This is a genomic window from Pseudomonas sp. TH31 (assembly GCF_016650815.1).
Taxonomy (GTDB): domain Bacteria; phylum Pseudomonadota; class Gammaproteobacteria; order Pseudomonadales; family Pseudomonadaceae; genus Aquipseudomonas.
In genome coordinates this window covers 340,856-361,208 of record NZ_JAEKEZ010000029.1, presented here as the reverse complement: position 1 = coordinate 361,208, position 20,353 = coordinate 340,856, and the positions used below count along the sequence as shown (strand labels likewise).

Sequence of the window (20,353 nt, the reverse complement as noted above, 5' to 3'; positions counted from 1 at the left end):
CTGCCGGGCATCAGCCCGGCAGTAAAAGAATATGCCTACAGGAGTGTTCACCGTGAGCCGCCTGCTATTGAACTGCGACATCGGCGAGAGTTTCGGCAACTGGACCATGGGTCTGGACGCCGAGGTCATGCCCTTCATTGATTGTGCCAACATCGCCTGCGGCTTCCATGCCGGCGACCCGAGCATCATGCGCAAGACCGTCAGCCTGGCCCTGAGCCACGGTGTGAAGATTGGCGCGCACCCGGCCTATCAGGACCTGGTCGGGTTCGGTCGACGTTCGATGGCCTACACCGCCCAGGAACTGCAGGACATTCTGCATTACCAGATCGGCGCCCTCGACGGCATCTGCCGGGCCCAGGGCGGGCGGGTGAGTTACGTCAAGCCCCACGGCGCGATGTACAACGACATGATGGCCAATCCGGCGCAATTGCGTGCGGTGATCCAGGCTGTGGCGGCCTACGATCACACGTTGCCGTTGATGCTGATGGCCACCCGCGATAACAGCGCTGCGCAGCAATTGGGCGATGAGTACGGCGTGACCCTGTGGTTCGAAGCCTTCGCCGACCGCGCCTACGACAGCGCCGGCCTGTTGGTTTCGCGACAATTGCCGGGCGCGGTGCATCACGATCCCGAGAAAATCATCGAGCAGGCGTTGATCATTGCCCGTGGCGACAACCTCATGGCCAGCGATGGCAGCGCTTTGCACCTGCAGGCCAATACGCTTTGCGTCCACGGCGACAACGCCAGTTCGGTGGCCGCCGTGCAGCGTATCCGTGAGGCCTTGAATCAGCAGAGCGCCTCATGAAACCTCGGGTGGAAGTGGTCGCGCTGGACTGCCTGATGGTGCGCCTGTTCGATGAAATTGCCGAAGCGAACATGCCGTGGATGCTCGCGGCCAGCGAAAGTCTGCGCGCCGCGTTTGCCGGGCATTTGATCGACCTCGTGCCGTCCTATACGACGTTGATGGTGCATTACGACCTGACTGCCTTGAACCCGGCTCAGGCGCGGGAATTGATCGCTCAAGCGTTGATCGATCTGTCGCCCAATGCCGGTACCAGCGGCAGGTGCCATGTGTTGCCGGTCTGGTATGACTTGAGTGTCGGCCCCGAATTGAGCCTGTTGTCCCAACGCAGCGGGTTGGCGGTGGACGACGTAATCCGCCGCCACAGCGAGCGCGAATATCAGGTGTTCGCACTGGGCTTCGCGCCGGGTTTTGCCTTCATGGGCCTGGTGGAAGAAATCCTCGCCGCGCCGCGCTTGAACACCCCGCGCAAGAAAGTCGCTGCCGGCAGCGTTGGCATCGCCGAGCGGCAAACCGCGGCTTATCCAGTGGTGTCACCCGGTGGCTGGAACCTGATCGGTCGTACCCCGGCCAAACTGTTCGACCGCGAACGCGACGGCTACAGCCTGATGCAACCGGGCGACACGGTGCGGTTTGAAGCCGTCAGTCATGCCGAGTTCATCCACCTGGGCGGCGACGATACGCCATTGGAGGCCCAGGCATGAGCCAACTGAAAATTGAAGCGAGTACGCCGTTGTGCCTGTTGCAGGACGCTGGCCGTTTTGGCGTACGGCACTTGGGTGTGACCCAGGGCGGCGGGCTGGATTGGCGCTCGATGTCGTGGGCCAACTGGCTTCTGGGTAACGGTTTGGATGCGCCGGTGGTCGAAATTACCCTCGGCGGGTTCACCGTGCTGGCTCAGGAGGATTGCGTGCTGGCGCTGGCCGGCGCGGATCTGGGCGCGCAGGTGAATGGCGAAGCGTTGGCGCCGTGGCGCAGTTTTCGGCTGCACAAAGGGCAGCGTTTGCAGTTCACTCAACCGCTGCTCGGGGCTCGGGCTTATCTGGCGGCGCCGGGCGGGTTTGATGCGCCGAAGGTATTGGGCAGCAGCGCGACGGTGGTTCGTGAGGAACTCGGCGGGCTGGATGGCATGGGCCGGCCTTTGGCCAAAGAGGCGCTGCTCAGTTATTCGGGCAGTGACTTGATCTTGCTGCGGGAGCTGCCGCGCGAGCACCTCCCTGATTTCAAACTCGATGCGCCGCTGGACCTGGTGCTCGGCGCGCAGATCGGCGCGTTCAGCGGACAAAGTCTGTTCGATGCGTTCAACAGCGTTTGGAGTCTCGACAGTCGGGCTGATCGAATGGGCATTCGTATGTTGGGCACGCCGTTGGAATATCAGGGCAAACCGATGATTTCCGAAGGCATCCCGCTGGGTGCCGTGCAGGTGCCGCCGGACGGGCAGCCGATTGTGTTGCTCAATGATCGACAGACCATAGGCGGGTATCCGCGTTTAGGGGCGTTGACGCCGTTGGCACTGGCGCGGCTGGCGCAGTGTTTGCCGGGGGCGAAGGTACGGTTGCGGCCGGTGGTGCAGGACGTGGCGCATCGGGAGCAGGTCGGGTATTTGCGGCGATTCAGGTGAAGATCAAAAGATCGCAGCCTGCGGCAGCTCCTACAGAGATCTGCGCAGGCTGCGATCTTTCAGGGCATCACTCAATCATTTGGACAAAAACCGCATCCCTTCCTCCAACCCCCGCAAGGTCAGCGGATACATCTGGTCTTCGATCAAGTCCCGCACGATGTTGGTCGAGGAGGTATAGCCCCAGGTGTCTTTCGGGTACGGGTTGATCCAGATGAGCTTCTTGTATTTCGCCATGAAGCGCTGCATCCACACATATCCCGGTTCTTCGTTCCAGTGCTCGACGCTGCCGCCGGCCTGGGTGATTTCGTAGGGCGCCATCGCGGCGTCGCCGATGAAGATCACTTTGTAGTCGGCGCCGTATTTGTGCAGCAGATCCTGAGTCGAGAAACGCTCGGAGGTGCGGCGCATGTTGTTCTTCCACACCGACTCATAAAGGAAGTTGTGGAAGTAGAAGTACTCCAGGTGCTTGAACTCGGTCTTGCAGGCCGAGAACAACTCTTCGCAGATCTTCACGTGGGCGTCCATCGAACCGCCGATGTCGAACAGCAGCAACAGCTTGACGGTGTTGCGCCGCTCCGGCCGCATCTGGATATTCAGCAGCCCTGCATCGCGGGCGGTGTGGTCGATGGTGCCGTCGATGTCCAGCTCTTCGGCCGCACCCTGCCGGGCGAATTTGCGCAGCCGGCGCAAGGCAACCTTGATGTTGCGCGTGCCCAGTTCCACCGAGTCGTCGAGGTTCTTGTACTCGCGCTGATCCCAGACTTTCACCGCTTTTCCCTGGCGCTTGCCGGCGTCGCCGACCCGGATGCCTTCCGGGTTGAAACCGCCGGAGCCGAACGGGCTGGTGCCGCCGGTGCCGATCCATTTGTTGCCGCCGGCATGGCGTTCTTTCTGTTCTTCGAGGCGTTTCTTGAACGCTTCGATCAGCTTGTCGAGGCCGCCGAGGGACTGGATCTGCGCTCGCTCTTCATCGCTCAGCGAGCGTTCGAATTCCTTGCGCAGCCAGTCTTCCGGAATCAAGGCCTGAAGGTGATCGTCGAGTTTTTCCAGGCCGTTGAAGTAGGCGCCGAAAGCCCGGTCGAATTTGTCGAAATGCTTTTCGTCCTTCACCAGAATCGTCCGGGACAAGTAATAAAACTCGTCCATGTCGGCGAAGACCACGCGCTGTTTCAGCGCGTTGATCAGGTCCAGCAGCTCGCGCACCGAGACCGGCACCTTGGCGGCGCGCATTTCATTGAACAGGTTGAGCAGCATGGCGATCGCCTCTCTCTATCGGGGCTTAGCGAGAGCCGCGACGGCTCATGAACGCCAGGCGCTCAAGCAATTGCACGTCCTGTTCGTTCTTTACCAGCGCACCGGCCAACGGCGGGATAGCCTTGGTCGGATCACGTTCGCGCAGCACCGCTTCGCCGATGTTGTCGGCCATCAGCAGTTTCAACCAGTCCACCAGTTCGGAAGTCGACGGCTTCTTCTTCAGGCCCGGCACCTTGCGCACGTCGAAGAACACGTCCAGCGCTTCGCTGACCAGGTCTTTCTTGATGTTCGGGTAGTGCACATCGACGATCCGCTGCATCGTCACGCGATCCGGGAAGGCGATGTAGTGGAAGAAGCAGCGGCGCAGGAACGCGTCCGGCAGCTCTTTCTCGTTGTTGGAGGTAATGATGATGATCGGGCGGATCCTGGCCTTGATCGTCTCGTCGATCTCGTAAACGTAGAACTCCATCTTGTCGAGTTCTTGCAGCAGGTCGTTCGGGAACTCGATGTCAGCCTTGTCGATTTCGTCGATCAGCAGGATCACCCGCTCCTCGGCTTCGAAGGCCTCCCACAGCTTGCCCTTTTTCAGGTAGTTGCGAACGTCGTGGACCTTTTCTGTGCCCAGTTGCGAGTCGCGCAAACGGCTGACCGCGTCGTACTCGTACAGGCCCTGATGCGCCTTGGTCGTGGACTTGATGTGCCAGGTAATCAGTTTGGCGCCAAAGGATTCGGCCAGTTGCTCGGCGAGCATGGTCTTGCCGGTGCCCGGCTCGCCCTTGACCAGCAGCGGACGCTCCAGGGTGATAGCGGCGTTGACCGCCAGCTTCAGGTCATCGGTGGCGACGTAGGCCTGGGTGCCTTCGAACTTCATCTGCTAATCCTCGAACGGTAACGCCGACCTGAACGGGGCAGGGCGGGACGCAATAAGTGTAGTCCCCGACTATAACGCGCTGCCCGGTCGACTGTGAACGCAGACGGGTTATTCAGTCTCTGAATGGGGCGTCACTTGGTGACTCAGCCCGCATCCGGCTTGGGCTGTTCATAACGGGCATTGAACGCCTGGATGAAACCATTGCGCAAAATCTGCAAAAACGCCTGGAACGCGCTGATATCTTGCTGGTGCACGTTGCCGTTGAGTTCGACCTTGGTTGCGAACTGGTTCTTGCGCTGGTTTTTCAGCACGGTTTCGGTGCCGCCGACGATGGCTTCCCAGACCGAGCGAAAAATGCTCTTGTTCTGGTTTTCGACGTCCTGCTGCCAATTGAACACTTCGACGTCGCGCAGCAGCGGCTTGATGTAGCCCTTGAGCTGGCCCTTTTTGGCCTCGGCTTCGATCACCACGTCGCCATGGCCGGCGTTGAAGTCGAATTTGCCGTAGGCCGAAGCGAAGTCGTTCATGCGTTTGAGCTCGATGTCCTTGACTCGCAGCCGAAATTCGAAGTCTTCGAAGTTGCTCAGCGGATCGAAGGTGGCGGTGGTTTCCAGCGGGGCCTGGCCCAACAGCAGCGCCTTGCCCTCGAAACGGGCGTCACGCTTGCCTTTGGTGTCGACGACGTTGGTCAGGTTATAGAGGCTGGCGTTGACCTGGGTGGCGTTCATGTTTACCGGCGGGGTAGAGCTGAAGTTTCGAAAACTGATTTTTCCGTCGTTGATCCGCACTTCGTTCAGGGTGATCGGCAACAGTTTGCTCAATTGTGCGCGCCAGTCAGTGCCGCGACCGGTCTGGGAATTCTGTTTGTTAGTGCCACCGTCGACGAAGTTCAGCTCGGGTTTGATGAACTGCACCTTGGCCACCACGGCGTGGTCATACCAGAGCGAATGCCAGCTGACAGCGAGGTCGATCAGCGGTGCATTGACGAACGGCACCGGGACTTTGCCATCGACCTTGACGATCTTCAGTCCGTTGATTTTGTAGGCGCCGCGCCACAGGGCCAGGTCCACGTCGGTAATCTGGCCACGGTAGTCGCCCATGTCGGCCAGTTTTTCGTTGAGGTAATTGCGCACCATATAGGGCAGGGCGATGTGCAGGGCAATCAGCAGCACTACGAGGCTGGCGAGGGTCCACAGAGGCCAGCTGTATCGACGCTTCATGGTGGCAATTCCTTGGGTATATAAAGTCATTGACTGCGACCGCCAGCGGACGTTCGACCTGACTGGACGACCACGGGCAACAGGCATACCTTGGACGGCTTATCCAACGCTGCATAAGGACCCAGCCATGAGCCGTATTTTCGCTGACAACGCCCATTCCATCGGCAATACGCCGCTGGTGCAGATCAACCGCATCGCGCCGCGCGGCGTAACCATCCTGGCCAAAATCGAGGGGCGCAACCCCGGTTACTCGGTCAAATGCCGGATCGGCGCGAACATGATCTGGGACGCCGAAAGCACCGGCAAACTCAAGCCAGGCATGACCATTGTCGAGCCGACTTCCGGCAATACCGGCATCGGCCTGGCGTTTGTTGCCGCTGCCCGTGGCTACAAGTTGATGCTGACCATGCCTGCCTCCATGAGTATTGAACGGCGCAAGGTGCTCAAGGCATTGGGGGCCGAACTGGTCCTGACCGAGCCGGCTAAAGGCATGAAAGGCGCGATAGAAAAAGCTGCCGAAATTCTCGCCAGCGACCCGGCCAAGTACTTCATGCCGTCGCAGTTCGACAACCCGGCCAACCCGGCCATCCACGAAAAGACCACAGGTCCGGAAATCTGGAACGACACCGACGGCGCCATTGATGTGTTGGTGGCAGGCGTCGGAACGGGCGGAACCATTACCGGCATTTCGCGGTATATCAAGAATACCCAGGGCAAACCGATTATCTCGGTGGCGGTGGAACCGGTTTCGTCCCCGGTGATTACCCAGGCGATGGCCGGTGAAGAGATCAAGCCTAGCCCGCACAAGATTCAGGGCATTGGTGCCGGTTTTGTGCCGAAGAACCTCGATTTGTCGATTGTTGATCGGGTTGAACTGGTGACTGACGATGAATCCAAGGCCATGGCCCTGCGCCTGATGCAAGAAGAAGGGATTTTGTGCGGTATCTCTTGCGGTGCAGCGATGGCTGTTGCGGTGCGCCTGGCCGAAACCCCGGAAATGCAGGGCAAGACCATCGTGGTGATCCTGCCGGACTCCGGCGAACGTTATCTGTCGAGCATGTTGTTCAGTGATCTGTTTACCGAGGCGGAGAACCAGCAGTAACCGAACAATCAAAAGATCGCAGCGCCCACCGGCGCGTAGGAGCTGCCGAAGGCTGCGATCGCTTGATCCTGTTTTTGATCTTCAACAAAAGGCTTGATTCGGATCAGCCTTCGTTCAGGAACCTTATGTTAATAAGTGCTTTGTTGCGCAATCCTTAACACTGAATGTTCAGTCAGGCGGGTTTTTCCCGGGCCGGTAGTGGTTATCATGGCCGGCTGCCACGTCGGGTAAATGGCGTTGCGCACAGTTGCCTATTCTCAAGGAGTCGTTGATGACCTTTTCCTTTGCCGCGAAGGCGTTGCTGTTGCTGTTGTTCCTCGGCAGTACGCTGTATGTGCATTTGCGCGGCAAGGCGCGTTTGCCGGTCCTGCGTCAGTTCGTCAACCATTCGGCGCTGTTTGCCCCGTATAACGCATTGATGTACCTGTTCTCCGGCGTTCCGTCAAAACCCTACCTGGATCGCAGCAAGTTCCCGGAACTTGATGTGCTTCGCGATAACTGGGAAGTCATTCGCGACGAAGCGATGCACCTGTTCGACGAGGGCTACATCCGCGCCGCCGAAAAGAACAACGACGCCGGTTTCGGCTCGTTCTTCAAGAAGGGCTGGAAGCGTTTCTACCTCAAATGGTACGACAAGCCATTGCCATCGGCCGAAGCCCTGTGCCCGAAAACCGTGGCGCTGGTCAGCAGCATTCCCAACGTCAAAGGCGCGATGTTTGCCTTGTTGCCGGGCGGCAGTCACCTGAACCCGCACCGCGACCCGTTTGCCGGTTCCCTGCGTTATCACCTGGGGCTGTCGACACCAAACTCCGACGATTGCCGCATCTTCGTCGACGGTCAGGTTTACGCCTGGCGTGATGGCGAAGACGTGATGTTCGATGAGACCTACGTGCACTGGGTCAAGAACGAAACCGAAAAGACTCGGGTCATCCTGTTCTGCGACATCGAACGACCGCTGAGCAACCGCATCATGACCCGCATCAACCGCTGGGTCAGTGGCCTGCTGGGCCGCGCCACTGCGCCGCAAAACCTGGACGACGAACGCGTTGGCGGGATCAACCAGGCTTACGCCTGGAGCAAGAACTCCAGTGACAAGTTCAGCGGCGTGGTCAAAAGTGGAAACGCCGTCATCCCAAGGCCTACCGCGTGTTGCGGCCAGTGCTGGCAGTGGTGGTGTTGACGTTGTTGGGGTATTGGTTGTTTGGTTGATTGCGGCCCATGAATTGAAAAACCGCTCTTTTGAGCGGTTTTTTTGCTGGCGTCATGGGCGTCCGGCGAGCACGTCAGGTTCGCCTTCGATGCCCGTCGCGAGGATTTGTAGAAGGCGCCGCTGACTGGCCGTCAGCTCTAAGGCAATCTGTTTTCTTTCCGTCGCGGATGAGCGTTCCTTTGCGCGGGACTTATTAATCAATTCGGACATTGCGTTTTCCTTATGGGGGCTTTCTTCGCATTCGCGCTCTTGCATCCGATGTCCCTCGTCGCGGGTGATTCAAGTTCTTCAGGGTATGCAGCACTTCTTTAGCGGTCTTTAATGGCCCTTTGTCCAAGTCATTGCAATCTGTGTCGCGGGCTGGTTATAGTCGGCGCCCGCCTGCTCTCCCGAGCACGGCCTTCAAAAAAGATCAGCCCATGCCTGCTTCCCTCATCAACGCGGTAGTCGATTCAGCGGTCAACGCTGGCGTCGTGCCGTGCGGGATTCAGCAGCCTGCGCAGATCAGTCATTACCCCCCTCCTGTCCGTAGCACGCCGGTGTGCGCAGTCGTATCACCGCCAGGCGTTGGCATTTAGGGCTGATCAGCTTTTCCTGCTGTTCCCATGCTCGTCTGAAAAGTGTCCGTCTGAAAAAACTACTGAACTTCAGCCTCGGCTGAGTTGGCTTTTTATTTGCCTGATGACAGGTGGTATCCATGTTTGTCCTTTCGAAAAAATCCGCGCTCGCGGCGGCGTCCACGAGCCTGTTCGTCCTGCTGTGGAGCAGCGGGGCGATCTTCTCCAAATGGGGCCTGGCCCACGCCTCACCCTTTGCCTTCCTGCTGATCCGCTTCACCATCGCCTTGTGCGGTTTGCTGCTGCTGGCACCGTTGCTCAAGTTGAAACTACCCAAGGGTGGCAAGCCGATGTTGTATGCGATGGCCACCGGCGTGGTGTTGCTGGGGGCTTATCAGATTTTCTATCTGCTGGCCCTGGACCTGAAGGTCACCCCCGGCGTGATGGCGACGATCATGGGCGTGCAACCGATCCTGACCGTGGTGATCATGGAGCGTCAGCGCTCAACCCGTCGGATGTTCGGCCTGGCGCTGGGTTTGGCCGGTTTGATCATGGTGGTTTACCAAGGTATCGGCCTGGCCGGGATGTCGCTGGCCGGGATGCTCTTTGGTTTGCTGGCGTTGGCGAGCATGACCTTCGGCTCGATCATGCAAAAACGCATCACCGAAAACCCTCTCGGCACACTGCCGGTGCAGTACCTGGCCGGGCTGTTGCTGTGCGGGATTTTCGTGCCGTTCCAGCCGTTCCACTTCGAACACGGCGCAGGGTTTGTCGTGCCGGTGTTGTGGATGGGACTGGTGGTGTCGGTGCTCGCGACGTTGCTGCTGTATCGGCTGATAGCACGGGGTAATCTGGTGAACGTCACCAGTCTGTTTTACCTGGTGCCGGCGGTGACGGCGGTGATGGATTACCTGATCTTCGGTAATCGGCTGGCGATGCTGAGCGTGCTGGGGATGTTGCTGATCATTGTCGGATTGGTGTTTGTGTTCCGCCAATCGCGCTGATGGTGAAGAGGGGGGCAAGGCTGTGGTTTAGCGACGCAGCGACTGGCGCCTTCGCGAGCCGGCTCGCTCCGACAATGTGTGCGGTATGTCTTGAAGGCCTGAGCCTGCGATGAGATGAGACGTCGTTGGCAACGGTGAAAAATAAACATCCTTCGGTCCGTGAAAACTTCAAGATCCCGGCCAGACTTGTCGATAACGTCCTTACACAACCCTGGAGCGTTGAGCATGTACGGTAAGCCTTTGTCGGTCGGGATCAGTCTATTCTTCGCCATGAGTGGTGCTTGCCTGGCGGCCACGTCGTTGGGGCAGGGCGTTATCCGATTTCAAGGCAGTATTGTCGAGTCGAGTTGTGGCTCCCACGTCGGGGCGAATTCGACGGTTGAGCTCAGCGGCTGCTCGACCTCGGCGCAGGGGAGTGCCGTCAGTGCACGCAGCGTCGAACCGGTGAGTTCGGTCAGTGCGCCGGATCATTCCCGCGTGGATGTAAAACTGGTGAAGGAAACGAGGCGCGATGGTCGTTATTACGATCAGCAGTACACCCTGGTCGATGGCGCCGGCAAACCGGTGAACTCCGGGACTTACCTGATTACGCTGACAGCGCCTTGATGGCTGCAAAATAACCCGTAGGAGCTGCCGGAGGCTGCGATCTTTTGATTTTTTTTAAGATCAAGATCAAAAGATCGTCCGAACGCGGCCCGAGCCTTCGGCAGCTCCTACAGGGCAGCTCTGGCTGATGGTTTATCGCGTAGCCACCACCGCCGGCTTCAACACCAGCCACAACGCCGCGGCAATCAACACCCCGCCATAGATATGCGCCATCGACAACGGCTCATCCAGCAACAGTGCGCCCCACAACACGCCGAACGGCGGGATCATGAAGGTCACGGTCATCGACTTCACCGGCCCTATGGAGCTGAGCAACCGGAAGTAAACGATGTACGCAAACGCGGTACACACCAACCCCAATCCCAGCAGCGACAACCAGACATTCCAGCCGCCCCAGCTTGCCGGTGGCTGGCTGATTACGCTGTAACCGAACAGCGGCAACAGGAACAACGTGGCGCCAAGCATGCTGCCCAACGCGGACAAGCGACTGTCGAGACCGCCAGCCTGATCGAGCCAGCGGCGGGCAAGGAATCCGGCGAAGCCGTAGCAGGTCGTCGCCAGCAGGCAGGCGAGGGCGCCCATCAGTAATTGCATATCGAACGCCACCGGGCCGGCACGGGTCAGGACGCCAACACCAAACAGCCCGAGGAACACCCCGCCGAGCTTGGCCGCCGTCAGTTTTTCATGGAAGAACAACCCGCCGATCAGCACGCCCATCAACGGTGTAGTGGCGTTGAAGATTGCCGAGTAGCCAGCCGGCAGCACTTGTGCGGCTACGGAGTACAGGGTCGCCGGGATCCCGGAGTTGATCACCCCGAGTAGCATCACCGTCTTGAGTTTACCTTTGAAATCCCAGCTGATGCGCATCAGCCCGAGGATCACCAGCAAGCCGGCTGCCGCAATCGACACCCGGAAAAACGCCGTGGGAATGGTACCAATCACCGGGGCGATGATGCGCATGAACAGGAAGCTCGCGCCCCAGATTGCCGCCAGCGACAGTAAACGAACAATATCGACAGGGCTCACGGTGCACTCCTTCCTTTAAGGGGACGGAAGTGTTGCCGAGAGCCCTGACGATGGCAACCGCAAATCGGGCATTTAATTGAACAGGTGAGTGAGATTGGCGGTGGGCAGGAGAATCGGTTAAGTGGCACCGACGTGACCAGCGGGGCTGCTTGCTGACCTGGTGGTCGATTAAAAATACGTGGCAAGGTCCGCTCGATTATCGCCATCAATGGCAAAAATTACGCTTCTCCTGCACCCGGTTCACTGGCTAAGCTCAGGCTTCCAGAAATCCCGCAGAGGTCTCACCATGCCGCAGCATTGGCCAGCCGCCGATATCGCTCGAATGATCCTCGATGGCTTTGACGACTACCGCGAGCATTTCCGCCAGATCACCGACGGCGCCGGGCCCGCTTCGAGCAGGCCAAGTGGCAGGAGACACAATCGGCGTCGGCGGCGCGGATCAATCTGTACGAAGATAAAGTCGGCGAGACCGTGGAACGCTTGCGGGTGTCCTTCGAGACCGACACGTTGATGGACGTCAGCAGTTGGCCGCTGGTCAAAAGCGCCTACATCACGCTGATCGACCTGCGGTTCGACGATGAATTGTCCGAGACCTGGTACAACTCGATCTTCTGCGGGCTGTTCAGCCATGACCTGATCAGCGACGGCTGCATGTTCATCCACACCACCCGGCCAAGCCTGCGCCGGGCCCGGGCGGCGCAAACCCGGACCTACAAGCCCCAGGGACACCTGTCGGAAATGTTGGCGAGCATCTTTGCCGACTACCGTTTCAGCGAGGATTACGCCGACCTGGCCGGTGACCTGCGCCGCCTCGAAGCGCAACTGCGTGAAAACCTGCCGGACTGGGTTTGCAAGGACCCGGAGCTGTCCGTCGAGCTGTTCTCCTCGGTGCTTTACCGCAACAAAGGCGCGTACCTGGTAGGGCGCATCTACACCCAGGACGAACAGTGGCCGCTGGTGATTCCGTTGCTGCACCGCGAAGGCCGTGGCATTCAGATCGATGCGTTGATCACCGATGAAGCGGACGTGTCGATCATCTTCTCGTTCACCCGCTCGTACTTCATGGTCGATGTGCCGGTGCCGGCAGAGTTCATCGGTTTCCTCAAACGCATCTTGCCCGGCAAGCACATCGCCGAGCTGTACACCTCGATCGGCTTTTACAAACACGGCAAGTCCGAGTTCTATCGGGCGCTGATCAATCACCTGGCCAACACCGACGACCAATTCATCATGGCTCCCGGTGTGCGCGGCATGGTGATGAGCGTGTTCACCCTGCCGGGTTTCAATACCGTATTCAAAATCATCAAGGACCGTTTCTCACCGTCGAAAAACGTCGACCGGGCCACGGTGATCGAGAAGTATCGACTGGTGAAAAGCGTCGACCGGGTCGGGCGCATGGCCGATACCCAGGAATTCGCGGACTTCCGTTTCCCGCTGAGCAAGTTCGAGCCGGCGTGCCTTGAAGAACTGCTGGATGTGGCGGCGTCCACCGTGTCGGTCGAGGGCGATACCGTGCTGATTCGCCACTGCTGGACCGAACGGCGGATGACGCCGCTGAACCTCTACCTGGAAAACGCCAATGAGGCGCAGGTCCGCGAGGCGCTGGAAGACTACGGCCTGGCGATCAAGCAACTGGCAGCGGCGAACATCTTCCCCGGCGACATGCTGCTGAAGAACTTCGGCGTAACCCGGCACGGGCGCGTGGTGTTTTATGACTACGACGAAATCTGCTTTTTGACTGAGGCCAACTTCCGCCACATCCCGCAACCGCGGACGCCGGAAGATGAAATGGCCTCCGAGCCGTGGTATTCGATCGGGCCGCTGGATGTGTTTCCTGAAGAGTTTCCGCCGTTTTTGTTTGCCGATTCGGGACAGCGGCGGTTGTTTGATCAGTTGCATGGTGAGTTGTACAACGCCGATTACTGGAAGAGCCTGCAGGAGGCCATTCGGGCGGGGAAGATCATCGATGTTTTCCCTTATCGGCGCAAAGGCCTCGATAACGAATAACGCCATGCCCCCTGTAGGAGCTGCCGAGTGAAACGAGGCTGCGATCTTTTGATCTTGATCTTGAAAACCAAAGTCAAAAGATTGCAGCCTCGTTTCACTCGGCAGCTCCTACAGAAGAACCTGCCACGAACACCCGCAATCCATGGCAAATCTGCGACAATCGCCCCCTTGCGCCACTAGACGACTTATTGCGTACCTGATGACTGACGAATCGCCTTCCATCGACAAACTGCTGAAAAACCTCGATCACGCCATGCTCGCCGACCGTCACCGGCTGCGGCGGCAGTTGCTTGAGCTGCGCAAGAAACCCGACGAGGCCAAGCTGGCCCAGTGGGTGACGCGCATGCAGGCGTCCTGTGATCAGGTGTTGGCGCGGCGCGCCAGCCTGCCGGTGATTCGTTACGACGACAGTTTGCCGATCGCCGCCAAGCGCGACGAAATCAAGCAAGCGCTGCTCAAGCATCAGGTGCTGATCATTGCCGGCGAAACCGGCTCGGGTAAAACCACCCAGTTGCCGAAGATTTGCCTGGAAATCGGTCGCGGCCAACATGGCCTGATCGGCCACACCCAGCCACGCCGAATTGCTGCGCGCAGTGTGGCGAGCCGGGTCGCCGAAGAACTGGCGACGCCGCTGGGCGCGCTGGTCGGCTATCAGGTGCGATTCGAGGATCAGAGCGATTCCAACACCCTGATCAAGCTGATGACCGACGGCATCCTGCTGGCGGAAACCCAGAACGACCGCTACCTCGAACGCTACGACACGATCATCGTCGACGAAGCCCACGAGCGCAGCCTCAACATCGACTTCCTGCTCGGTTACCTGAAAACCCTGCTGCCGCGGCGCCCGGACCTGAAAGTCATCATCACCTCGGCGACCATCGACCTGGAACGCTTTTCCAAGCATTTCGATGACGCGCCAATCGTTGAAGTCTCGGGCCGGACCTTCCCGGTGGAGACCTGGTATCGCCCGCTGACCCTTGAGCAGGACGAGGAGGGCAACCGCGTCGAGGACGACTTGACGGTGGACCAGGCGATCCTCGCCACCCTCGACGAAATTGCCGCGTTTGAACGCAGCGAAGGCAAGAGCCCAGGCGACGTGCTGGTGTTCCTGCCCGGGAGCGCGAGATTCGCGATGCGGCGGACATGCTGCGCAAGGCTCAGCTCAAGCACACCGAAATCCTGCCGCTCTACGCACGTTTGTCACCGGCCGAGCAGCAGCGAATCTTCCAGTCGCACCCGGGCCGTCGTGTGGTACTGGCGACCAACGTTGCGGAAACCTCGCTGACCGTGCCGGGCATTCGTTACGTGATCGACAGCGGCACCGCGCGCATCAGCCGTTACAGCTACCGCGCCAAGGTCCAGCGCCTGCCCATCGAAGCGATTTCCCAGGCCAGCGCCAACCAGCGTAAAGGTCGTTGCGGGCGGGTCGAGCCGGGCATTTGCATTCGCCTCTTCAGCGAAGAAGATTTCATTGGTCGCCCGGAGTTTACCGATCCGGAAATCCTGCGGACCAACCTTGCGGCGGTGATTTTGCAGATGCTGCATCTGCGCCTGGGCGAGATCACCGACTTCCCGTTTATCGAGCCGCCGGATGGCAAGGCCATCAGCGACGGTTTCAACCTGCTGCAAGAGCTCTCGGCGGTGGATCGCAACAGCCAGTTGACCCCGCTCGGTCGCAATCTGGCGCGCTTGCCGGTGGACCCGCGCATGGGTCGCATGCTGCTGGAAGCGGCCAAACTCGGCAGCTTGCAGGAAGTGCTGATCGTCGCCAGTGCAATGTCGATTCAGGACCCGCGCGAACGTCCGCCGGAACGCCAGCAAGCGGCGGATCAGGCGCACGCGCAGTGGAAAGACGTGGACTCGGACTTCGCCGGGCTGGTCAATTTGTGGCGTGGTTTTGAAGAGCAGCGCCAGGCGCTGACGGCGAGTCCGCTGCGCAACTGGTGCCGCAAGAATTTCCTGAATTACCTGCGCCTGCGCGAATGGCGCGACTCGCACCGTCAGTTGAGCCTGATCTGCCGCGACATGCAGTTGACCATCAACAAAGAGCCGGCCGATTACCCGAAACTGCACAAAGCCGTGTTGTCCGGTTTGCTCAGCCAGATCGGCCAGAAAACCGAAGACGGCGATTACCTCGGCGCCCGTCAGCGACGCTTCTGGATTCACCCGTCGTCGGGTTTGGGCAAGAAGCGTCCGCAATGGCTGATGACTGCCGAGCTGGTGGAAACCACCAAGCTTTATGCGCGAATGGTCGCCAAGATCGACGCCGACTGGATCGAGCCGCTGGCCGGGCACCTGATCAAGAAAAACCACTTCGAACCACACTGGGAGAAGAAACGCGGCCAGGTCGTGGCGTTCGAACAGATCACCTTGTTCGGGCTGATCATCGTCGGTCGCCGGCCGGTACATTACGGGCCGATCGATCCGGTGGTGTCTCGTGAGTTCTTCATTCGTGAAGGTCTGGTGCGTGGTGAAATTCAGTCCAGGGCCAAGTGCCTGACGGCCAATGCACAACTGCTGGAGCAGCTTGACGAGCTGGAGGCCAAGGCCCGGCGCCGGGACATCCTGGCCGACGAAGAAACCCTGTTGGCCTTCTACGATGCACGATTGCCGGCAGAGATTCACCAGACCGCGACCTTCGACAGCTGGTACCGGGTCAACAGCCAGAAAGACCCGCAACTGCTGATCATGCGCGAAGAAGACGTGCTGGCTCGCGAGGCCAGTGAAGTCACCGCGCTGCATTATCCAGACACCTTGCACATCGGTGACCTGGAGCTGGCGCTGAGTTACCACTTCGAGCCGAACCATCCCCGCGACGGCGTGACCCTGCGCGTGCCGGCGCCGCTGTTGCCGATGCTGCCGCCGGAACGCCTGGAATGGCTGGTGCCGGGCGTCATCGAGGCCAAGTGCGTGGCCTTGGTCCGCAACCTGCCCAAGGCCCTGCGCAAGAATTTCGTGCCGGTGCCGGACTTCGTCAAAGCCGCGTTGCAACGCATGACCTTCGCCGAGGGCTCGTTGCCTCAGGCGCTGGGCCGCGAACTGTTGCGCATGACCGGTGCACGGGTCAGCGATGAAGCCTGGGCGGAAGCGGCGCAACAGGTTGACAGCCATCTGCGGATGAACCTGGAAATCGTCGACGGCCAGGGCAAGTTTCTCGGCGAAGGGCGTGATCTGGCCGAGCTGACCGCACGCTTTGCCGAGGCCAGCCAAGCCGCGCTGGCCGTTCCGCAAACCGCGAAAAACCAGCAGCCGGTGGAGCCGAAAGTCTTTGCCGCTGTCGCGGAGAAAACCCAGCAGAAGATCGCCGGGCTGTCGATGACGGTGTATCCGGCGCTGGTGGAAGAGAGCGGTACGGTCAAGGAAGGGCGTTTCTCGACCCCGGCCGAAGCCGAGTTCCAGCATCGCCGCGCATTGCAGCGCTTGCTGATGCAGCAACTGGCGGAGCCGGCCAAGTTCCTGCGCGGCAAGTTGCCGGGGCTGACGGAACTGGGCCTGATGTATCGCGAACTGGGGCGCATCGATGGCTTGGTCGAAGACATTCTGCTGGCCAGCCTCGACAGCTGCATTCTTGAGGGTGAAGATCCGTTGCCCCGCGATGGCGCCGGTTTGGCATCGCTGGCCGAGCGCAAGCGGGGCGGCTGGACTGAGCACGCCGAACGTCTGGCGAAACTGACGCTGGAAATTCTCAAGCTCTGGCACGGTCTGCAAAAACGCTTCAAGGGCAAGATCGACCTGGCGCAAGCCGTGGCCCTGAATGACATCAAGCAGCAGCTCAGTTATCTGGTGTATCCGGGTTTTGTCCGGGAAACCCCGATGCAGTGGCTCAAGGAACTGCCGCGTTATCTGAAAGCGGTCGAGCAGCGCTTCGAGAAAATCGGCGCGCAAGTGCAAAGGGATCGGGTCTGGAGCGGTGAATTGTCCGGCCTGTGGACGCAGTATCGGACGCGCGCCAACAAACACGCACAGGAAGGCAAACGCGACCCGCAACTGGAGCTGTATCGCTGGTGGCTGGAGGAATACCGGGTTTCCCTGTTCGCCCAGCAATTGGGAACCAGGGTGCCGATCTCCGACAAACGCCTGAACAAGCAGTGGACCCAGGTCGAGCCATAACCTCGATCAATGTGATCACCGCGATCCCTGGGATCATTGCGATCCACTGTAGGAGCTGCCGAAGGCTGCGATCTTTTGATCTTTCTTTGTCGCGCCGCCAGAAGATCAAAAGATCGCAGCCTTCGGCAGCTCCTACAGGAGATCGGGTTAAGCCGTTTGGTCTTGCAAATAGGGCTAAACCCCCGCGTTTATGGCAAACTTCGCGCCTATAAACGCCGGCGCCGCGATTTTGAGCCTTCACAGGCACACGCGGATCGGAATAAAGCGTTGCCAGGTTTGCTTCCTCGGACGGGAAAAAACCCTTTGTGTGTTGGTACGTCGGTGCCAACGCTTTCTGCCTGAACAGATTAGAGAAACGACCATGCATAATGTCGTCATCAGCGGCACCGGCCTGTACACCCCGGCCAACAGCATTTCCAACGAAGAGCTGGTGCAGTCTTTCAACGCTTACGTCGCGCAATTCAACGCCGACAACGCCGACGCCATCGCGCGCGGCGAGCTCGAAGCGTTGACCGAGTCCAGTGCAGCGTTTATCGAAAAAGCGTCCGGCATCAAGAGCCGCTTTGTCATGGACAAGGACGGCATCCTCGACCCGCAACGCATGGCACCACGCCTGCCCGAGCGTTCCAACGACGAATGGTCGGTGCTCTGCCAGATGGCCATCGGCGCTGCCGAGCAAGCCTTGCAGCGCGCCGGCAAGACCGCCGCGGACATCGACGGCGTGATCGTCGCCTGCTCCAACCTGCAACGCGCTTACCCGGCCATCGCTATCGAAGTCCAGGAAGCCCTGGGCATTCAAGGCTTTGGTTTCGACATGAACGTCGCGTGCTCCTCGGCGACCTTCGGCATCCAGGCCGCCACCAACAGTGTGCAACTGGGCCAGGCCCGGGCGATCCTGATGGTCAACCCGGAAGTCTGTACCGGCCACCTGAACTTCCGCGACCGCGACAGCCACTTCATCTTCGGCGACGCCGCGACTGCGGTGATCATTGAGCGTGCCGACCTGGCGACCTCGCCGTACCAGTTCGATATTGTCAGCACTAAACTGCTGACCAAGTTCTCCAACAACATTCGCAACAACTTCGGCTTCCTCAACCGCGCGGCGCAAGAAGGCGTTGGCGCCAGGGACAAACTGTTCGTGCAGGAAGGCCGCAAGGTCTTCCGCGACGTGTGCCCGATGGTCGCCGAGCTGATCGCCACGCACCTGGACGAGAACCAGCTGAATGTCGGTGACGTGAAGCGCTTCTGGCTGCACCAGGCCAACCTCAGCATGAACCACTTGATCGTCAAGAAACTGCTGGGCCGCGAAGCCAGTGAAGCAGAGGCGCCGGTGATCCTCGACACCTACGCCAACACCAGCTCCGCCGGTTCGGTGATTGCGTTTCACAAGAACCAGGATGATCTGGCCAGCGGTTCGCTGGCGGTACTGAGCTCGTTTGGTGCCGGGTATTCGATTGGTAGTGTGATTCTGCGCAAGCGCTGAGTTAACGCTTAAAAGATCGCAGCCTGCGGCAGCTCCTACGGAATCGGGTTTCAACGCAATAGTGCGTTTGGATTCGATCGGCGTAGGAGCTGCCGCAGGCTGCGATCTTTTTCGGTCTGTCAGGAGGAGTGCCGCGGCCGGGTAGACCTCGACACTCTAAAAACAAGCGCAAGTATCGCGATGGTTTATTACAGCGCAGCGGCAAAGTGACGGCGCCTTGATGACGATACAAACGGCGGGTGAATCATTGATCCAGAGCGTTGAGGGCGGATGAAGGGTGTGGAAAGTAGGGTGATAAGCGATACTCGCCAAGCTGTCACGCTAAGCAACAGTGAGAATGTCGATGCCGCTGCAACGTCTGGAAAGTCTGTCCGAAATCGCGCCACACACGTGGGACGCGCTGGTACCTGAGAATCAGCCGTTTCTGCGCCACGCCTTCCTCGGTGCGCTGGAAGACAGCGGCAGCGTTGGCCCTCATTCCGGCTGGCAGCCCGAGCATTTGCTGCACATCGAAGGCGATCGCCTGATCGCTGCATTACCCAGTTACCGCAAATGGCATTCCTACGGTGAGTATGTGTTCGACCACGCCTGGGCCGACGCCTGCGCCCGTGCCGGCATCGAGTATTACCCCAAGCTGTTGACCGCCGTGCCGTTCAGCCCGGTCAGTGGCCCGCGTTTGCTGGCAGCCAATGTCGAGGATGGCTTTGAGTTGCTGAAAAGCCTGCCGGGGTATCTGGAGATCGAAGAGCTTTCCAGCGCGCATATCAACTTCACCGATCCATTTACCGACGCAGCATTGGCCGAACAACCAGGCTGGTTGCAGCGTATCGGCTGTCAGTATCACTGGCAGAACCGCGGTTATCGGGACTTCCAGGACTTTCTCGATGCGCTCAGTTCGCGCAAGCGCAAACAGATGCGCAAGGAGCGCGAGCAAGTGGCGGGACAGGGCATCGAGTTCGAATGGCTGGAGGGTGCGCAACTGACCCAGGTGCAGTGGGATTTCGTCTATGCCTGCTACGCCAATACCTACGCGGTGCGACGACAAACGCCGTACCTGACGCGGGAATTCTTCAGCCTGTTGGCCGAGCGTATGCCGGAGTCGATTCGCGTGGTGCTGGCCAAACAAGGCTCACGGCCAGTGGCCATGGCGTTCAGTCTGGTGGGTGGCAACAGTTTCTACGGTCGTTACTGGGGTTGCCTGGCGGAGTACGACCGTCTGCATTTCGAGACGTGTTTCTATCAAGGCATGGATTACGCGATCGCCAACGGCTTTCAGCGTTTTGACGCCGGGGCACAGGGCGAGCACAAGTTGATTCGCGGGTTTGAACCGGTGATCACCCATTCCTGGCATTACCTGCGTCATCCCGGTTTGAAAGCAGCGGTCAAAGACTTTTTGCAGCAAGAACGTGTCGGGGTCCTGGCGTATGCCGAGGAAGCGAGGACCGCCTTGCCTTATCGGCAAGCCTGATCCTCGCCACGG

The 20,353-nt window shown here is 59.6% G+C and carries 13 protein-coding genes and 3 pseudogenes; 11 read left to right on the top strand and 5 right to left on the bottom strand.

What is annotated here, in order from left to right; all coding sequences use genetic code 11:
* Positions 1-52 precede the first annotated feature (52 nt).
* From JFV26_RS21035 to JFV26_RS21025, 3 genes are read left to right on the top strand one after another with little or no spacing between them, the layout of a single operon-like run.
* The gene (locus JFV26_RS21035) at positions 53-805 is read left to right on the top strand and encodes a 5-oxoprolinase subunit PxpA (RefSeq protein ID WP_201195176.1); all 753 of its coding nucleotides are present in this window, start codon (positions 53-55) and stop codon (positions 803-805) included.
* On the top strand, positions 802-1,506 hold the full coding sequence (locus JFV26_RS21030; RefSeq protein ID WP_201195175.1) for a 5-oxoprolinase subunit B family protein: 705 nt from the start codon (positions 802-804) through the stop codon (positions 1,504-1,506). The genes JFV26_RS21035 and JFV26_RS21030 overlap by 4 nt, the downstream gene beginning before the upstream one ends.
* Positions 1,503-2,423: a 5-oxoprolinase subunit C family protein gene (locus JFV26_RS21025; RefSeq protein ID WP_201195174.1), complete on the top strand. Its 921-nt coding sequence runs from the start codon at positions 1,503-1,505 to the stop codon at positions 2,421-2,423. The genes JFV26_RS21030 and JFV26_RS21025 overlap by 4 nt, the downstream gene beginning before the upstream one ends.
* Before the next feature lie 75 nt (positions 2,424-2,498).
* Here JFV26_RS21025 and JFV26_RS21020 read toward each other — a convergent pair whose 3' ends face one another.
* The 3 genes from JFV26_RS21020 to JFV26_RS21010 form a co-directional block, all read right to left on the bottom strand.
* Positions 2,499-3,677: a vWA domain-containing protein gene (locus tag JFV26_RS21020; protein ID WP_201195173.1), complete on the bottom strand. Its 1,179-nt coding sequence runs from the start codon at positions 3,675-3,677 to the stop codon at positions 2,499-2,501.
* Between the two features lie 25 nt (positions 3,678-3,702).
* Entirely contained in the window at positions 3,703-4,548 is an 846-nt protein-coding gene (locus JFV26_RS21015; RefSeq protein ID WP_201195171.1) for an AAA family ATPase, read from the bottom strand.
* 143 nt (positions 4,549-4,691) lie between these two features.
* The gene (locus tag JFV26_RS21010) at positions 4,692-5,768 is read right to left on the bottom strand and encodes a DUF748 domain-containing protein (protein ID WP_201195170.1); all 1,077 of its coding nucleotides are present in this window, start codon (positions 5,766-5,768) and stop codon (positions 4,692-4,694) included.
* A gap of 127 nt (positions 5,769-5,895) precedes the next feature.
* Here JFV26_RS21010 and cysK point away from each other — a divergent pair, with 127 nt between their 5' ends.
* Together cysK and JFV26_RS21000 are read left to right on the top strand one after the other, a co-directional pair.
* Positions 5,896-6,870: a cysteine synthase A gene (cysK, locus tag JFV26_RS21005; protein ID WP_201195169.1), complete on the top strand. Its 975-nt coding sequence runs from the start codon at positions 5,896-5,898 to the stop codon at positions 6,868-6,870.
* Positions 6,871-7,141: 271 nt separating this feature from the next.
* Positions 7,142-8,079 (top strand): annotated as a pseudogene (locus JFV26_RS21000) (aspartyl/asparaginyl beta-hydroxylase domain-containing protein).
* A 52-nt stretch (positions 8,080-8,131) separates the two neighbouring features.
* Here the strand turns inward: JFV26_RS21000 and JFV26_RS20995 are convergent.
* A complete protein-coding gene (locus JFV26_RS20995) occupies positions 8,132-8,290 on the bottom strand; it encodes a hypothetical protein (protein WP_201195168.1) in 159 nt (52 codons plus the stop codon).
* A 487-nt stretch (positions 8,291-8,777) separates the two neighbouring features.
* Here JFV26_RS20995 and JFV26_RS20990 point away from each other — a divergent pair, with 487 nt between their 5' ends.
* Together JFV26_RS20990 and JFV26_RS20985 are read left to right on the top strand one after the other, a co-directional pair.
* Positions 8,778-9,641: a DMT family transporter gene (locus tag JFV26_RS20990; RefSeq protein ID WP_201195167.1), complete on the top strand. Its 864-nt coding sequence runs from the start codon at positions 8,778-8,780 to the stop codon at positions 9,639-9,641.
* A 225-nt stretch (positions 9,642-9,866) separates the two neighbouring features.
* Positions 9,867-10,247 (top strand): type 1 fimbrial protein, encoded by a 381-nt coding sequence (locus tag JFV26_RS20985; RefSeq protein WP_201195166.1) that lies wholly within the window; start codon positions 9,867-9,869, stop codon positions 10,245-10,247.
* Between the two features lie 132 nt (positions 10,248-10,379).
* Here the strand turns inward: JFV26_RS20985 and JFV26_RS20980 are convergent, their stop codons facing one another.
* Positions 10,380-11,273: an EamA family transporter gene (locus JFV26_RS20980; protein ID WP_201195165.1), complete on the bottom strand. Its 894-nt coding sequence runs from the start codon at positions 11,271-11,273 to the stop codon at positions 10,380-10,382.
* Positions 11,274-11,559: 286 nt separating this feature from the next.
* Between JFV26_RS20980 and aceK the strand changes: the two are divergent.
* The 4 genes and pseudogenes from aceK (at position 11,560) to JFV26_RS20960 (ending at position 20,341) form a co-directional block, all read left to right on the top strand.
* Positions 11,560-13,280: pseudogene (aceK, locus tag JFV26_RS20975) on the top strand (bifunctional isocitrate dehydrogenase kinase/phosphatase).
* 199 nt (positions 13,281-13,479) lie between these two features.
* Positions 13,480-17,390: pseudogene (hrpA, locus tag JFV26_RS20970) on the top strand (ATP-dependent RNA helicase HrpA).
* A gap of 361 nt (positions 17,391-17,751) precedes the next feature.
* The gene (locus JFV26_RS20965; RefSeq protein WP_201195164.1) at positions 17,752-18,873 is read left to right on the top strand and encodes a beta-ketoacyl-ACP synthase III; all 1,122 of its coding nucleotides are present in this window, start codon (positions 17,752-17,754) and stop codon (positions 18,871-18,873) included.
* 343 nt (positions 18,874-19,216) lie between these two features.
* Complete coding sequence (locus JFV26_RS20960) at positions 19,217-20,341, top strand: GNAT family N-acetyltransferase (protein WP_201195162.1); 1,125 nt, start codon at positions 19,217-19,219, stop codon at positions 20,339-20,341.
* Positions 20,342-20,353: the final 12 nt, after the last annotated feature.

Coding starts and splice junctions, on each gene's coding strand:
- JFV26_RS21030 (WP_201195175.1), top strand. CDS start 802: ATGAAACCTCGGGTGGAAGTGGTCGCGCTGGACTGCCTGATGGTGCGC.
- JFV26_RS21025 (WP_201195174.1), top strand. CDS start 1,503: ATGAGCCAACTGAAAATTGAAGCGAGTACGCCGTTGTGCCTGTTGCAG.
- JFV26_RS21020 (WP_201195173.1), bottom strand. CDS start 3,677: ATGCTGCTCAACCTGTTCAATGAAATGCGCGCCGCCAAGGTGCCGGTC.
- JFV26_RS21015 (WP_201195171.1), bottom strand. CDS start 4,548: ATGAAGTTCGAAGGCACCCAGGCCTACGTCGCCACCGATGACCTGAAG.
- JFV26_RS21010 (WP_201195170.1), bottom strand. CDS start 5,768: ATGAAGCGTCGATACAGCTGGCCTCTGTGGACCCTCGCCAGCCTCGTA.
- cysK (WP_201195169.1), top strand. CDS start 5,896: ATGAGCCGTATTTTCGCTGACAACGCCCATTCCATCGGCAATACGCCG.
- JFV26_RS20995 (WP_201195168.1), bottom strand. CDS start 8,290: ATGTCCGAATTGATTAATAAGTCCCGCGCAAAGGAACGCTCATCCGCG.
- JFV26_RS20990 (WP_201195167.1), top strand. CDS start 8,778: ATGTTTGTCCTTTCGAAAAAATCCGCGCTCGCGGCGGCGTCCACGAGC.
- JFV26_RS20985 (WP_201195166.1), top strand. CDS start 9,867: ATGTACGGTAAGCCTTTGTCGGTCGGGATCAGTCTATTCTTCGCCATG.
- JFV26_RS20965 (WP_201195164.1), top strand. CDS start 17,752: ATGCATAATGTCGTCATCAGCGGCACCGGCCTGTACACCCCGGCCAAC.
- JFV26_RS20960 (WP_201195162.1), top strand. CDS start 19,217: ATGCCGCTGCAACGTCTGGAAAGTCTGTCCGAAATCGCGCCACACACG.